The organism is Sphingopyxis sp. PET50 (assembly GCF_025244705.1).
GTDB lineage: Bacteria > Pseudomonadota > Alphaproteobacteria > Sphingomonadales > Sphingomonadaceae > Sphingopyxis.
Window position 1 is genome coordinate 1,576,994 of record NZ_CP104207.1, and the last position, 13,965, is coordinate 1,590,958.

A 13,965-nucleotide genomic window follows, 5' to 3' on the forward strand; every position below is an offset into this window, starting at 1 on the left:
AGCGCACCGATCCACCACCACCGCATGCCCCCGACTGAGCATATCCAGCGCGGTCGTGCAAGCGGCACCGGCGACAAAGGACTTGCTGGCCTTTCGCCCCGCTGGCAAAGGCGCCCGGCTATGCCGATGGAAAAGACGTTCGATCCCGCCGCAATCGAGGCGAAATGGGCCCAGGAATGGGAAAGCCGCGGGCTGTTTCGCCCCGCGCGTCCCGAAGCGACACCGTTCACGATCGTCAATCCGCCGCCCAACGTCACCGGTGCGCTGCACATCGGCCATGCGCTCGACAACACGTTGCAGGACGTGCTCGTTCGTTATGAACGGCTGCGCGGTAAGGATGCGCTGTGGGTCGTCGGCATGGATCATGCGGGCATCGCGACGCAGATGGTGGTCGAACGCCAGCTCGAAGAGCGGCAGGACAAGCGCACCAATTACACGCGCGAGGAGTTCGTCGAGAAGGTCTGGCAGTGGAAGGCCGAAAGCGGCGGCCAGATCACCGGCCAGCTCCGCCGCCTCGGCTGCTCGATGGACTGGAGCCGCGAGCAGTTCACCATGGACCCGCACTTCACGCAGGCCGTGGTCAAGGTGTTCGTCGACTTGCACAAAAAGGGCCTGATCTACCGCGACAAAAGGCTGGTGAACTGGGACCCGAAGCTCAAGACCGCGATTTCGGACCTCGAGGTCGAGACGCACGAGGTGCAGGGCGGCTTCTGGCACTTCAAATATCCGCTCGCCGACGGTGTCACCCTCGACGATGGCCGCGACTATATCGAGGTTGCGACGACGCGCCCCGAAACGATGCTCGCCGACATGGCGGTCGCGGTCCATCCCGACGATCCGCGCTACAGGAGCGTGATCGGCAAGGACATCCTCCAGCCGATCACCGGCCGCCGCTTCAAGGTCGTCGCCGACGAACATGCCGATCCCGAACTGGGCTCGGGCGCGGTGAAGATCACGCCGGGGCATGATTTCAACGACTTCGAGGTCGGCAAGCGCGCGGGCTTCAAGCCCGGCGAGATGCTCAACATGTTCGACGGCGACGCGAACGTCATCCAGACCGCCGACGGGCTGATCCCCGACGAATATCTCGGCCTCCACCGCTTCAAGCGCGAGGGGGTCGACGGCGCGCGCGAACTGATCGTGCAGCGGATGAAGGAACAGGGTTTCCTGATCCCGCATATCGACAAGGACGGCATGGAGCATGATGCCGAACCGCGTGCGATCCAGACCCCCTTCGGCGACCGCGGCGGCGTGGTGATCGAGCCCTGGCTGACCGACCAATGGTATGTCGACGCCGAGACGCTCGCGCAGCCGCCGATGCAGGCCGTGCGCGACGGGCGGATCAACATCGTCCCCAAGACGTGGGAAAAGACCTTCTTCAACTGGATGGAGAATATCCAGCCCTGGTGCGTCTCGCGGCAATTGTGGTGGGGGCACCGGATTCCGGCTTGGTATGGACCGTCACTTGAGGGAACCGGCACTTCTACGAACGTTAGCGACGTGTCGACCAATAAGATATTCGTCTGCGCTGATGACGACGAACTCATGGAGCGATGCGTCGAATACTACGGTCCGGGAAAAAAGTACGTCATTGTATCAACGTACCGAGATTTCGCTGGCCGAAATCTTGAAAACTTCGCGATGCTTTCAAAGGGTGATCAATCGCGGAAAGATGAGATCGTGCTTCTTCGCGACCCCGACGTCCTCGACACTTGGTTCTCCTCCGCCCTCTGGCCCTTCGCGACGCTCGGCTGGCCCGACGACATGATTCACCCCTCCCCTTCAGGGGAGGGGGCGGGGGTGGGGTCTCTCGATGCAGCGCCGCGTCAAGACGACACACCCCACCCCAACCCCTCCCCTGAAGGGGAGGGGCTAATTCCGCGCCCCGGTTCGCTGTTGGCCCGTCACTACCCTAACGACGTCCTCATCTCCGGCTTCGACATTCTGTTCTTCTGGGATGCGCGCATGGCGATGCAGGGGATGGAGTTCATGGGCGACGTGCCGTGGAAGACGCTCTATCTCCACGGCCTCGTCCGCGCGCCCGATGGCGCGAAGATGTCGAAGTCGAAGGGCAATGTCGTCGATCCGCTCGGCCTGATCGACCAATATGGCGCCGACGCGCTGCGCTTCTTCATGGCGGCGATGGAAAGCCAGGGCCGCGACATCAAGATGGATGACGCGCGCCTCGCGGGCTATCGCAATTTTGCGACCAAGCTGTGGAACGCCGCGCGCTTCTGCGAAGCCAATGGCATTTCGGCCTCGACCAGCCTCGAAGCGCCCGCCGCGACGCTGCCGGTCAACCGCTGGATCATCGGCGAGGTCGCGGACGCCGTCGCCGCGATGGAAACCGCCTTCGCCGCCTATCGCTTCGACGAGGCCGCGAACGCGATCTACAGCTTCGCGTGGGACCGCTTCTGCGACTGGTATCTGGAACTGATCAAGCCCGTTCTTTCTCCCCTCCCGCTTGCGGGAGGGGTCGGGGGAGGGCCTGTTTCGGACGAGGGGATGGCGGACGACCTGCCCTCCCTAACCCCTCCCGCAAGCGGGACGGGGACGAAGCCGCCGAAACCCGCGCCGTTGCGGGCTGGGTGCTCGACCAGATTCTCGTCATGCTCCACCCCTTCATGCCCTTCATCACCGAAGAGCTGTGGACCGGGCTTGGCGACCGCGCCGACTATCCGCTGATCACCGCGAAATGGCCCGCGCCGGCCGCCGCTCGCGATGCCGAAGCGAGCGCCGACATCGACTGGCTGATCCGGCTCGTCAGCGAGCTTCGCACCGCCAAGGCCGAACTCGGCCTGCCGCCCGGCGCGCGCCTGACCGCGCATTTCCCGGCATCGCTGAAGGGCCGCACCGACAAGCTGGCTGCGCAACTCGACCGGCTCGCACGCCTCGAAGCGATCCGCTTCGACCCCGCGCCTGCGGGCGCCTCGGCGCAGCTCGTCGTCGAGGGCGAAACGATCACCGTTCCGCTCGAAGGCGTGATCGACATCGCCGCCGAACGCGACCGCCTGACCAAGGCGCTCGCCGCCGCAACGAAGGAACGCGACGGCCTCGCCGGGCGGCTCAACAATCCGAGTTTCGTCGAGCGCGCCAAGCCCGAAGCGGTTGAAAAGGCCCGCGCTGACCATGCCGCCAAGGAAGCAGAAGCCAGCCGCCTGACCGCAGCGCTCGCGCGGCTCGGGTGAGCGACACCGATCCCGTCACGCCGACGCCTGTCGCGGCGGCGGCCGATCCCGCCGCCGGCCCGGTCCCGCCGCGCCAGACCGCGCGCGGCGGCGGCATGGACCTGACCCAGGGACCGATCGCCAGAACGCTGATCCTCTTCGCGCTGCCGACGCTCGCGTCGAACATCCTCCAGACGCTGTCGGGCTCGGTGAATTCGATCTGGGTCGGCCAGTTTCTCGGTGAAAGCGCGCTCGCCGCGACGGCCAATGCGAACATCGTCATGTTCCTGATGTTCGGCGCCTTCTTCGGTTTCGGCATGGCCGCGACGGTGCTGATCGGTCAGGCGATGGGACGCGGCGATATCGACGCCGCGCGCCGCGCGACCGGCGGTGTGATCGGTCTTGCGCTTCTTTTCTCGGTGGTCATCGCCGTCGTCGGATGGTTCGCATCCGACCGCATCCTGCACTGGCTGAAAACGCCGCCCGAGGCCTTCGCGCTCGCGCACGACTATTTGCGCGTCACCTTCCTCGCGGTCCCCGCCTCGATGCTGTCGGTCACGCTGATGATGGCCTCACGCGGCGCGGGCGACGCGGTGACACCGCTGCGCTTCATGATCCTCGCGGTCGTTCTCGATATCGCCTTCAACCCGGTGCTGATCCTCGGCCTCGGCCCTGTCCCGCGCCTCGGCATCGCGGGCAGCGCGCTGGCGACGGCGGTCGCGGGAACGATCAGCCTCGCCGGCATGATCGGCTGGTTCTATGCGAAAAACCATGTGCTGCGCCTGCGCGGCCGTGAACTCGCCTATCTTTATCCCAAATGGTCGGAGCTGCGTTTCATCATCGGCCGCGGCCTGCCGATGGGCGCGCAGATGCTCGTCATTTCGGGCGCGGGGCTGGTGATGGTCGGTCTCGTCAACCGCGAGGGGCTCGTCACCGCCGCCGCCTATGGCGCGACGCTGCAGCTTTGGAACTATATCCAGATGCCCGCGCTCGCGATCGGGGCGGCGGTCAGCTCGATGGCGGCGCAGAATATCGGGGCGCAGCGCTGGGACCGCGTGACGGGGGTCACGAACAGCGGCATCGCGATCAACCTCGTCATGACCGGTATGCTCATCGCGCTGCTCCTCCTCTTCGACCGCGCGGCGCTCGCCCTGTTTCTCGGCAGTGGGAGCGAGGCGATCGATGTCGCGCGGGGAATCCAATATATCGCGACCTGGACCTTCCTGCCCTTCGGCACCACGATCGTGCTGATCAGCACGCTGCGCGCCAACGGGTCGGTCGTACCGCCGCTGATCATCCTGTTCCTGTCGATGTTCCCGATCCGGCTCGGCATCTATTATTTCGGCTACCCGATCATCGGCAGCGATATCCTCTGGTGGAGCTTCCCGCTTTCGTCGCTCGCCTCGCTGGCGATGGCATGGATAGTGTATCGGCGCGGCGGCTGGCGCGGCGCGATGGAACGGCCCGCGGCGGCCGGTTGAGCGCCCGATCCGGACCAACGCGCTTTCGACCAACCTCCTCCCGCCTTCGACTGGCGGTCGGGGGGCGACTCGCGCTAATGCGCGGGGTGCGATAGGAGGGCGCCGATGAACATGTCCGACCGCAAGCTGGCCCAGAGCGACCGCCGCGCCAGATTCCTCGCCGCCGCGCCCGACTGGCGCGCCTCCGACGCACGCGTCAATCCGCGCGTCGCCATCGGCTCGATCATCGCGATGTGGCTGCTCTATTTCCTGATCACCACCGGGCTCGCGATGCTCACCGGAGCATCCGATCAATGGGATTATGTCGGGCGTCGCGGGATCGTCGTGGTTGCAGGAATCCTCTGCACCTTTCTCCTCTACCAACTGCTCCAGCGCGTCCAGCCGCGCAGTTTCGGCGCGCGGCTGGCGGCCGCGCTCGGCACCGCCATCCCGCTCGTCATCCTCTATGCGTGCGTCAATCTCCTCGTCTTCTTTTACTGGTTCCCCGGCCCCGACGCCAAGACGATCGTCGCCGAGGTGCAGGAGAAATTCCCCGTGGCGTGGGAGACGGTGTTGATCCTCGACAGCTCGATCCGCTGGTATTTCTTCTTTGCCGTGTGGGCTGCGCTCTATGTCGCGTTCGGTTATGCCAACGAGATGCGCGCCGTCGAACGCCGCGCGAACAATTACCGGCTCGAAGCACAGACCGCGCAACTTCGCGCGCTTCATTACCAGGTCAATCCGCACTTCCTGTTCAACACGCTCAATTCGCTTTCGACGCTGGTCATGCGCGGGTCGAAGACCGAGGCCGAAACGATGATCATGAATCTGTCGTCCTTTCTGCGTTCGAGCCTCGCCATCGACCCCGAGCAACTGGTCAGCCTCGATGAAGAAATCGCGCTCCAGCGGCTCTACCTCAACATCGAGCAAACGCGTTTTCCCGACCGGCTGCACGTCGAGGTGTCGATGCCCAAGGAGCTCGAACATGCCCGCGTCCCGGTGCTGATCCTGCAGCCGATCATCGAGAATGCGATCAAATACGGCGTCGCGCCAAGTAAGGGAACGATCGCCATCCGCCTGACCGCAAGCGCCGAATATGGCCTGCTGGTCTTGCGTATAGAAAACGACATCGACCCCGATGCGCCGGTTCCCGAACCGGGCACCGGCCTTGGCCTCGGCAATGTCCGCGAGCGGCTGATGACGCGCTACGGCCCGACCGCGGGCTGCGAATGGGGCCCGTCGGACGACGGAGGCTTTGCCGTGTCGCTCTGGCTGCCGTTCGCGCGAGAGGGGGGCTGACGCGATGATTCAGACGCTGCGCACCCTGATCGTCGACGACGAACCGCTCGCGATCGAGCGGCTCCAGATCCTTGCCGGGCAGCAGGAGGGCGTGTCGCTGGTCGGCACCGCGACCGACGGCGCATCGGCTCTGCGGCTGGTCGAGGCGCTCGCGCCCGACCTCGTGCTCTGCGATATCGCGATGCCGGGGCTGAGCGGGCTCGACGTCGCCGCTGCGGTCGACAAGCTCGACAATCCGCCTGCTGTCATCTTCGTGACCGCCTTCGATCAATATGCGGTTGCCGCCTTCGACGTCGCGGCGGTCGATTATCTGCTCAAACCCGTGTCGCCTGACCGGCTCGGCCGCGCTCTGTCGCGCGTCCGCGAATGGCGCGCGACCGAGCTCGGACGCTCGCCCAAGAGCAAGTGGATCACCGAATTCTGGGTCCAGAACCGCGGCGAGATGCTGCGCATCGACGCCGGTCAGGTCGACCTGATCGAGGCCGAGCGCGACTATATGCGGCTGCACGTGGGCGCGCGCAGCTGGCTGATCCATCAGACGATCAAATCGCTCGAGGCGCGCATGGACCCGGACCAGTTCATGCGTATCCACCGTTCGAAGATGGTGCGCCGCGACGGAATCGCAGGACTCAAGCATCATGGCGATGGCGCCTGGAGTGTCGACCTGGGCGAAGGCGGCATCCATCGCATCGGCCGCACCTATCTCCACGACGTCAAGGCGATCATGCAGGGCTGACGAAAAAGGCGGCCATGCCGGGGCATGACCGCCTTTCGTGCCAGCCAATTGGCCGCGGGACGCGGTCAGGGAGCGGCAACGATCACCGGGCCACGGTCGGCGAGCGCCGTGCCGCCGCCGTTGAACAGGCTGGCGAGTTTTACGTCAGCATCCTTCATCGCGATGGTTTCGCACTGCCGCGCCTTTTGCTCAGCGCGCAGGCCCTGCGCGAGCCGCGTGTTGCAGACGTCGCGTATCGCCATCTTGACGCGGGTGTTCAGCCGCTCGCGGCCCGAGACGCTGGAAATATTGAGATCGTCGTAGCGGACGATCACGGTCTTTTTCTCCTGCGCGGCGGCAGGCATGGAAAGGCCGGTCAGCGCGATCGGCGCGGCCAGCAGGATCAGGGTCAGTTTCGCCATGGGGGAGTCCTCTCTTGGGGGGATGCGGGATACGAAGACCCGGACCGGGGAAGGCCGCGGCCTCCGCATCCCGCATTTGAGGAAATAGGCGATTTCGGGGCGCGATTCCGCCGCCGTTCGACCGGCGGAAACAAGCGGTCGATTGCCAGACCAAGCGCATTCCGGTATCGACGAATGGCCGAAGGCTGTCCGGAAAATGGCATGCAACAACCATCGAAATGCAGCATTCGCTCGCCATGAGCGGCAAAAGGGCACCGCCCAAAAGCCTGATGTGGATCGGCTTTGCCCTGACAGGCGCCGTCGGCGGCCTGTTGCTTGGCCACTATGTGGTCGGCGAGGATGGGACACGGCGCGACGGCCCGACCTCCTATGCCGATAGGACCGGCAACCCCCGCGCCCCGGGCCCGCCGCCGGTGCCGATCGAAAGCTGCTATGATTGCAGCGGCGGCTACGGACGGGGAATCCGGCACAATCCGCGGCGCGAAGCCCGGATGGACGACGCCTTTCGCGAACTGGGCGCGGTCGAGAGCGATCCTGGGCCCGAGCCGACCGAGGATTATCGTTATGGCGGGCGGTTCGACGATCCCGCTGCCGCGCGCACCATCGTGATGCAGTCGCCGGTACAGCTCACCCCCGAACCCGCGATCGACCCGCCGCCTGTGGCCGAAACGGCTACGGCCGCACCCGGACAATAAAAGACGGGGCAGCCGGCCCGTCAGGGCTGCGGCGGGGTTTCGGGTTTGGCGCACCGCGCGACGTCGCCCGCCTTGCAAGCCGCGGCGTCGGCCTCCCACTGAATTCGCTCTTCGGCACTCATGGTCGCGATCCGGGCCTTTTCAGCCTCATACGCCGCGGTTTCGCTGATAAATTTGCTCTCGGCGCTGGCCTTTTGCGCTTCGAAGGCCGCAAGCCTCTTCTGATAAGCCGCGTTCTCGGCTTCGGCCCGGGCGCGCTGTTCGGCGTTGAGCCGCGCGGTGTTGGCGCGTTCTTCGGCGGTTGTGCCGTCGGGCAGCGGCTCGAACGCCGCGACCTGGGTGCCCGCGAACAGCGTCAGGGCGCCAACGGCAGCAAAGATCGTCCTGATCATCGAATCTCTCCTCTTGAGGATATGGTCGTCAAACGCACATGCCCCCCAGCCGTTCCGGCAGGGTTTGACCCGCGGCGCCCATCTCGTCATGGTCGCAATTCCCGTCCTCGGTCAAGCGACACTCTCATCTTGCCAACCACGCCGCGCCGCCTCAACCGCCCCGTCTTTTTTGTCCCGCTCGTCATCCTGGCGGCCGCGGTCGGCTTCAGCCTGTGGCAAAGAACGGCTTTCGTCGCGGCGGAGATCGCACTCAACGACTGGATCCTGCGCTATTTCGGCCCGCTGTTCGCGAGTGCGGGCGTGGCCTTCCTCGCGCTGCTGGGCGCGGTTGCGCTATCGCCGCTCGGCAAGACAATCATCGGTGGCCCCGACGCAAAGCCGCTGCTCGGCCGCTGGCGCTGGTTCGCCGTCATGCTGTGCACGACCATCGCCACAGGCATATTATTCTGGGGCGCCGCCGAACCCCTGTTCCACCTCAACGCCCCGCCCCCGATGCTCGGGCTGGAACCGGGCAGCGAGGCCGCCGCGACCTTCGCGATGTCGACGATGTTCCTGCACTGGACGCTGACGCCCTACGGTATCTACACCGTCGCCGCGCTCGCCTTCGCACTCGTCTATTACAACCGCCGCGAACCGTTCAGCCTGTCCTCGCTGTTCGTGCCGCTGCTCGGCCAGCGCGCGCATGGCAAGGTCGGGTCGGCGATCGACATCGTCTGCCTTTATGCGCTGGTGGCGGGGATGGCGGCGTCAATGGGCGCGGGCATTCTCGCGCTCGCGGGCGGCGTCGAGGTTCTCGGCGGCTTCAACGGTGGGTCCGCGCTGCGCTGGGCGATCATGATCGTCATGGTCGCCAGCTTCCTGATCTCGGCCGCGACCGGTCTTCAGAAGGGGATCGCCGGCCTGTCGGTACTCAACACCTGGATATTCTTCGCGATCATCGCCTTCGCGCTGGCCGCGGGCCCGACCGCCGAGATGGTCGGCCTGTCGTTGCGCGGCGGGGCCGAATATTTCACAACCTTCATGCCGCGCAACCTCGGCCTCGACGTCGACGGCGACTGGAGCTGAGCAATGGACGATCTTCTATTGGGGCAACTGGTTTGCCTGGGCGCCGGTGACCGCCTTGTTCCTGGGCCGCCTCGCGGTCGGATACAGCGTGCGCGCCTTCATCCTGTTCAACCTGATCCTCCCGTCGCTGTTCGGCGCGGTGTGGATGACCGCGATCGCGGGCGCCGCGATCGTCATCGACCAGCAAAACGGCGCCAGCCTGTACGCGATCCTTACCGCGCAGGGGCCCGATCCCATCCTGTTCCGCCTATTCGATGCGCTCGGCGGCGGTCCCGCACTGACCGCGATCCTGCTCTTCGCGATCTTCCTGTCCTATGTCGCCGGCGCCGACGCCAATGTCTCGGCGATGAGCGCGCTGTCGACGCACGGCATCACCCCCGAACAGCCCGAAGCGCCGCTGTGGACCCAGATCGTCTGGGGCGTCGCGGTCGGACTGATCGCGATGGTGCTCGTCGCTGCGGCGGGGCTCGATGGCATTCGCATGATGTCGGTTCTGGGCGGTTTCCCGGCCCTGTTCGTGATCGTCGGCGCGGCCCTGTCGCTGGCCGTCATGGCCTTGCGGGGCCAAGCCGGTCGCCGCCCCCGCCATGCCCGACTAGCGCTACCAGATCTTCGTGCGGTCTTCGGGCTTCAGATAATATCTGGCGTCCGCGCCGACGCCGAACGCCGTGTACCAGGCATCGACGTTGCGGACCGGGCCGATGATCCGCCAGCGCGCCGGGCTGTGCGGATCGCTCGCGACCTGTTGCTTGATCAGAATCCTCGCGCGCCTTGTCGCGCCACGCCTGCGCGAAGGCGAGGAAGAAGCGCTGGTCGCCGGTCAGCCCGTCGATCACCGGCGCCTCCTTGCCGCCGAGCGAGCGATGGTACGCGTCATAGGCGACCTCCAGCCCCGCAAGGTCGGCGATATTCTCGCCCATCGTCAGGTCGGGGTTGATGAACGCGCCCGGTGCTGCCTCATAGGTCGCATATTGTGCGCCGAACGCTTTCGCCGCAGCGTCGAAGCGCGCCGCATCCTCGGGCGTCCACCAGTCGCGTACCGCGCCATTGGCGTCGATCTTGCGTCCCTGATCGTCGAAGCCATGGACGATCTCGTGCCCGATGACGGCGCCGATCGCGCCATAGTTGACGGCGTCGTCGACATTTTCGCTGAAATAGGGCGCCTGCAATATGCCCGCCGGGAACACGATCTTGTTCTCCAGCCCGCCGTTATAGGCGTTCACTTCCTGCGGGTTCATCGACCATTTCTTGCGGTCGACCGGCTTGTTCAGGTCGGCGAGCTGATAGGCATATTCAAACTGGCTGCTGCGCTTCACATTGCCGTAAAGGTCGGCGGGGTCGATCTTCAGCCCCGAATAGTCGCGCCATTTGTCGGGATAGCCGACCATGACGTCCATCTTGTCGAGCTTCGCGAGCGCCGCCTGCTTGGTGGCTAGGCGCCATCCAGCCGTTGGCGCGAATACGGTCGCCCATCGCCAGTTTCAGATTGGCGACCAGCGCCTCCATCTTCGCCTTGGCACTTGCCGGGAAATACTGGGCCGAATAGGTTTCGCCCACCAGTTCGCCAAGGCTGCCGTCGACGAGCGTCAATCCGCGTTTCCAGCGCGGGCGGAGTTCCGAAACCCCGCTCAGCACTTTCGTATAGTCGAAGCGGCTGTCGACAAACGCCTTCGACAGATAGGGCGCGGCCTGGTCGGCGACATGGAATTGCTGCCACAGTTTCAGCGTCTCGAGCGGCGTCCTGGCATAGAGCGCGGCAATATCGCGGACCGCGGTCGTCTCGTTGACGATGATCCGTTTCTGCAGCGCGATCCCGGCGCCGCACGAACCAGGCGTCCCAGTCGAGCCCCGGCGCATAGGCGGCCAATTCGGCCGACGACATCGGGTTGTTGATCTTGCCGATGTCGCGGCGGTCGGCGATCTTCCAGCTCACCTTCGCAATCTCGGTCTCGAACGCCATGATCGCGTCGGCGGCGGCCTCCGGGTTCTTCGCCCCCGTCAGGCGCAATGTTCGGACGATATAGGCCCGATAGGCGTCGCGCTGCGGTTTGAACTGATCGTCGAGATAATATTCGCGCTCGGGCAGTCCTAGCCCGCCCTGCCCCAGCCACAGCACGTTCACCGTCGGGTCGTCGGTATCGGCATAGGGGCCGCCGCCGACGATCGTGATGCCGAACGCGCCTTGCGACGCGCCCATGAAGCGCGCCATCGCCGCCTTGTCCTTGATCGCGGCGACGGCGGCAAGGTCGGCCATCAACGGCTTCGCGCCGAGTGCCTCGACCCGCGCCTCGTCAACGAAGCTCTGGTACAATCCGCCGACCTGGCTTGTCGCCGCAGCGCGCCGGTCACCAGTTGGCGCAACTGGCGCTGGGTCAGGTTATAGACGTCATAATCAACGCCTAGCCGACGCCTGATCGGCCGGAATTTCGGTGCGCGCGAACCAGCCGCCATTGGCAAAGCGGTCGAAATCGTCGCCGGGCTTTACCGACGTGTCGCACGCATCCAGATCGACACCCCAGGTGCCGAAGGTCAGCGCCTTCAGCGACGCGTCGTCATCCGCCTTCGCGCCAGCGGCGTCCCCAGTCTCGGCCTTCAGGGGCGCGAAGGGCGTCATGTCGTTCGCCAGCACCGGCACCGCGACCAACGCCGCCGCCAACGCGAGGCCAGCGGCCCCTGCAAGATAGTTCTTCATTTCCCCAGCTCCTTTCGCGCGCCAGCCCGTTCCCGGCGGACGGCAAATATGAAAGCTTTGTCCGCCCGCCGCCCGCAGGGGTCAAGATTGGGCCCGGACATTGGTCGAAGCCATTGGGGAGTTGGTGGAAAGGTCGTCCGCGAAGCTAAGGATCAAGCCAGCGCCGATAGAAGGAAGTCACCCGCGGGCTGAACCGGACAGCGCGGACTTCGCTGTCATTCGGGCCACGGATATGCAGTCCATAGGCAAGGACCGGGCCGCTCACCGAATCGCGGCCCGTCAGGGGGCCGCCGCTCATCCCGCGATAGCTAGCTTGGCCTGCGGGATAGTCGAACCCGTCATTGCCCTGCGACCCGAACAGGACATCGGCGTGATAGGGCGCGAAACGTCCGTAACATGCATCTTCGTCGGGATAGCCGATCAGGCGTGCGTCGAATATGGTCGGTGCGCGCGATTCCCGCATCTGGATGCCCGGAAAGCGGTCGGTCCCCAGCCCGCTGACGCGGAGCAGGCCGAAGTCGTGCGCGACCTCGGGAACCGCGGCTGCCGTATAAGCCTCACCGACAAAAACCTCCTGAGCCTCCCGGCTGGCCGATGCCACACCGCCATTGCGGGCGAACCAGCAGTCGATCCGCCGTGCAAAACGCTTCAGGTCGTGATTGTAGATATTGTGCGCAGCGGTCGCGACAAAGCTCGACTGCCGACGGTTGGCGATATGGAAACCTGTGCCCGTTACCATCAGCTTCAACCCGTCCGGCTGATAGCCGAAATCGGATTTGATGAGACAGATCGCGTTGCGATAGTCGCCCCCCAACCCGAAACCGGCTTGCAGACCGTCGGGACAGGCGCGCGCCATCCTTCCTAATTCCCCGGATTGATGGGCGGGCCGCCCCCGTCTCCTCCGCCGATCTGCACGTCGTCCTTCTTTTCCGGATCTGCCGTGGCACCCCGAATGATCTTGGCGGCTGTTTCGGGACAGCGCGCGGGGCCCGCGTTGCACAGATCGCCTACGGCCTTTACCTTTTCGGCATTGTTGCCAACCGCCGTCAGATAGTTGGTTTCGGCCTCGAGCGCCGTCTTCTTCAAACCCAGCGCCTCGGCCGGCGCCGAGATGATCGCGCTGACGACCGTCAGGGGAAGCCTGACCAGCCCGACGAGTTCGCTCTGCCCGTCCTGCTCATAGGAAGTCATCACTCCCTCGGTGAAGGACAGATTATATTTCTGGGTCGCGAAGACGCCGGATGGCAAGCTGACCCAGTTGACTGCGGATCGATCGGGCACCAGCACGATATCGGAGGTCTGGCTGACCGTACCGACCAACAGCGAAATCCGGATCGGTATCATCGGCCGGTAGCACAGGCCGCGTTCGCATTCGGCCGGAATGGCGGCGCCATTCAGCACCGCGACGGACGCCGGATTGGGGCGGGCATCGTCGATCATCAATTGCAACAACGGCCCGCCCGTCGCGGCCAGAACCTTCAATCGGTCACACCGTTCCTTGAGCGTCGCAGGAACCTGACCGACAGAGCACAAGCCCGCGATATATTGCCGGATTTGCGTATCGGCGTCGGCGGTCGCAGTCGCGGCATCGGTATAACGATAGAGTTTGTCGAATATGATGGTGCCGCTCGCCGCGCCGCTCGCCTGCAGGTTCAATGCGCTCTTGATCGCGCCGGTGACGATGTCGTTCGCCCGGCCGACCGAGGTCGCCGAAAAGGTCGACAGCAGGTTGGTCTTCGGCGTGACGGTAATGGTGACCTTGTTGTCGGAAAAAGCGCCAGGCGGGATATGCGTGGTCAGACGGTAATCGGGATCAGGCGCCATCACCGGCGCGGTGACCGTCGCGGTCAGCACGCCGTCGGTCTCGACTACGGTCAGCTTCACCCAGGCCTCGGGCAGATGATAGGATATGCCCGCATTTCCGGTACCATTGGACGTCTTCGTGGCGACAGTCGCGCATCCGCCCACCATCAGGGAAAGAACAGCGCACAAAGCTGCCTTCAAGCACGGCAATTTCGCCATATCGCCCCCTTTGTCGCGCGGGTGGCCCCCGCCACC

General features: G+C 65.1%; 14 protein-coding genes and 3 pseudogenes. 8 read left to right on the top strand and 9 right to left on the bottom strand.

The features are described 5' to 3' along the window. Window positions 1-120: 120 nt before the first annotated feature. The 5 genes from N0A20_RS08270 to N0A20_RS08290 all read left to right on the top strand — a co-directional run bounded on the left by N0A20_RS08270 (window position 121) and on the right by N0A20_RS08290 (window position 6,662). On the top strand, window positions 121-2,685 hold the full coding sequence (locus tag N0A20_RS08270) for a valine--tRNA ligase (protein WP_260583399.1): 2,565 nt from the start codon (window positions 121-123) through the stop codon (window positions 2,683-2,685). After that, window positions 2,589-3,188, top strand: coding sequence for a class I tRNA ligase family protein (locus tag N0A20_RS08275; RefSeq protein WP_260583400.1), 600 nt, complete (start codon window positions 2,589-2,591; stop codon window positions 3,186-3,188). Before N0A20_RS08270 ends, N0A20_RS08275 begins: the two co-directional genes overlap by 97 nt. A 95-nt stretch (window positions 3,189-3,283) precedes the next feature. Continuing rightward, the gene (locus N0A20_RS08280; RefSeq protein ID WP_409574777.1) at window positions 3,284-4,648 is read left to right on the top strand and encodes an MATE family efflux transporter; all 1,365 of its coding nucleotides are present in this window, start codon (window positions 3,284-3,286) and stop codon (window positions 4,646-4,648) included. 105 nt (window positions 4,649-4,753) lie between these two features. Continuing rightward, window positions 4,754-5,926, top strand: a complete 1,173-nt coding sequence (locus N0A20_RS08285; RefSeq protein ID WP_260583402.1) for a sensor histidine kinase — start codon at window positions 4,754-4,756, stop codon at window positions 5,924-5,926. 4 nt (window positions 5,927-5,930) lie between these two features. Then, on the top strand, window positions 5,931-6,662 hold the full coding sequence (locus tag N0A20_RS08290; protein WP_260583403.1) for a LytTR family DNA-binding domain-containing protein: 732 nt from the start codon (window positions 5,931-5,933) through the stop codon (window positions 6,660-6,662). Window positions 6,663-6,727: 65 nt separating this feature from the next. On the opposite strand, the gene N0A20_RS08295 is transcribed toward N0A20_RS08290, so the two are convergent. Beyond that, complete coding sequence (locus tag N0A20_RS08295; RefSeq protein WP_260583404.1) at window positions 6,728-7,063, bottom strand: UrcA family protein; 336 nt, start codon at window positions 7,061-7,063, stop codon at window positions 6,728-6,730. A 236-nt stretch (window positions 7,064-7,299) separates the two neighbouring features. On the opposite strand from N0A20_RS08295, the gene N0A20_RS08300 reads away from it, so the two are divergent. Beyond that, window positions 7,300-7,758 (top strand): hypothetical protein, encoded by a 459-nt coding sequence (locus N0A20_RS08300; RefSeq protein WP_260583405.1) that lies wholly within the window; start codon window positions 7,300-7,302, stop codon window positions 7,756-7,758. Between the two features lie 20 nt (window positions 7,759-7,778). Here the strand turns inward: N0A20_RS08300 and N0A20_RS08305 are convergent, their stop codons facing one another. Then, window positions 7,779-8,150 carry a hypothetical protein gene (locus N0A20_RS08305; protein ID WP_260583406.1) on the bottom strand — a complete coding sequence of 124 codons (372 nt, stop codon included), beginning with the start codon at window positions 8,148-8,150 and terminating at the stop codon, window positions 7,779-7,781. A 129-nt stretch (window positions 8,151-8,279) separates the two neighbouring features. Between N0A20_RS08305 and N0A20_RS08310 the strand changes: the two genes are divergently transcribed. Continuing rightward, window positions 8,280-9,215, top strand: coding sequence for a BCCT family transporter (locus tag N0A20_RS08310; protein WP_260583409.1), 936 nt, complete (start codon window positions 8,280-8,282; stop codon window positions 9,213-9,215). 46 nt (window positions 9,216-9,261) lie between these two features. Then, window positions 9,262-9,708: pseudogene (locus N0A20_RS08315) on the top strand (BCCT family transporter); the annotation flags it as partial. Window positions 9,709-9,816: 108 nt separating this feature from the next. On the opposite strand, the gene N0A20_RS20085 reads toward N0A20_RS08315, so the two are convergent. From N0A20_RS20085 to N0A20_RS08350, 7 genes and pseudogenes are all read right to left on the bottom strand, one after another. Further along, window positions 9,817-9,975: a M13-type metalloendopeptidase gene (locus N0A20_RS20085; RefSeq protein WP_312846642.1), complete on the bottom strand. Its 159-nt coding sequence runs from the start codon at window positions 9,973-9,975 to the stop codon at window positions 9,817-9,819. A gap of 49 nt (window positions 9,976-10,024) precedes the next feature. Continuing rightward, window positions 10,025-10,612: pseudogene (locus tag N0A20_RS08325) on the bottom strand (M13-type metalloendopeptidase); the annotation flags it as partial. Then, window positions 10,509-11,072 (bottom strand): M13 family metallopeptidase N-terminal domain-containing protein, encoded by a 564-nt coding sequence (locus N0A20_RS08330; protein WP_260583411.1) that lies wholly within the window; start codon window positions 11,070-11,072, stop codon window positions 10,509-10,511. The gene N0A20_RS08330 and the pseudogene N0A20_RS08325, both read right to left, overlap by 104 nt. A 22-nt stretch (window positions 11,073-11,094) precedes the next feature. Next, window positions 11,095-11,526, bottom strand: a pseudogene (locus N0A20_RS08335) (peptidase M13); the annotation flags it as partial. Window positions 11,527-11,607: 81 nt separating this feature from the next. Then, window positions 11,608-11,907, bottom strand: a complete 300-nt coding sequence (locus N0A20_RS08340) for a hypothetical protein (protein ID WP_260583414.1) — start codon at window positions 11,905-11,907, stop codon at window positions 11,608-11,610. A 145-nt stretch (window positions 11,908-12,052) separates the two neighbouring features. Then, entirely contained in the window at window positions 12,053-12,763 is a 711-nt protein-coding gene (locus N0A20_RS08345) for a serine protease (RefSeq protein WP_260583416.1), read from the bottom strand. A 5-nt stretch (window positions 12,764-12,768) separates the two neighbouring features. After that, complete coding sequence (locus N0A20_RS08350) at window positions 12,769-13,929, bottom strand: hypothetical protein (protein ID WP_260583417.1); 1,161 nt, start codon at window positions 13,927-13,929, stop codon at window positions 12,769-12,771. Between the last annotated feature and the right edge of the window lie 36 nt (window positions 13,930-13,965).

Bases quoted from the DNA above. Each gene is read 5' to 3' on its own strand.
- N0A20_RS08270 (WP_260583399.1), top strand. From the start codon at position 121: ATGCCGATGGAAAAGACGTTCGATCCCGCCGCAATCGAGGCGAAATGG.
- N0A20_RS08280 (WP_409574777.1), top strand. From the start codon at position 3,284: ATGGACCTGACCCAGGGACCGATCGCCAGAACGCTGATCCTCTTCGCG.
- N0A20_RS08285 (WP_260583402.1), top strand. From the start codon at position 4,754: ATGAACATGTCCGACCGCAAGCTGGCCCAGAGCGACCGCCGCGCCAGA.
- N0A20_RS08290 (WP_260583403.1), top strand. From the start codon at position 5,931: ATGATTCAGACGCTGCGCACCCTGATCGTCGACGACGAACCGCTCGCG.
- N0A20_RS08295 (WP_260583404.1), bottom strand. From the start codon at position 7,063: ATGGCGAAACTGACCCTGATCCTGCTGGCCGCGCCGATCGCGCTGACC.
- N0A20_RS08300 (WP_260583405.1), top strand. From the start codon at position 7,300: ATGAGCGGCAAAAGGGCACCGCCCAAAAGCCTGATGTGGATCGGCTTT.
- N0A20_RS08305 (WP_260583406.1), bottom strand. From the start codon at position 8,150: ATGATCAGGACGATCTTTGCTGCCGTTGGCGCCCTGACGCTGTTCGCG.
- N0A20_RS08330 (WP_260583411.1), bottom strand. From the start codon at position 11,072: ATGCGCCGGGGCTCGACTGGGACGCCTGGTTCGTGCGGCGCCGGGATC.
- N0A20_RS08340 (WP_260583414.1), bottom strand. From the start codon at position 11,907: ATGAAGAACTATCTTGCAGGGGCCGCTGGCCTCGCGTTGGCGGCGGCG.
- N0A20_RS08345 (WP_260583416.1), bottom strand. From the start codon at position 12,763: ATGGCGCGCGCCTGTCCCGACGGTCTGCAAGCCGGTTTCGGGTTGGGG.
- N0A20_RS08350 (WP_260583417.1), bottom strand. From the start codon at position 13,929: ATGGCGAAATTGCCGTGCTTGAAGGCAGCTTTGTGCGCTGTTCTTTCC.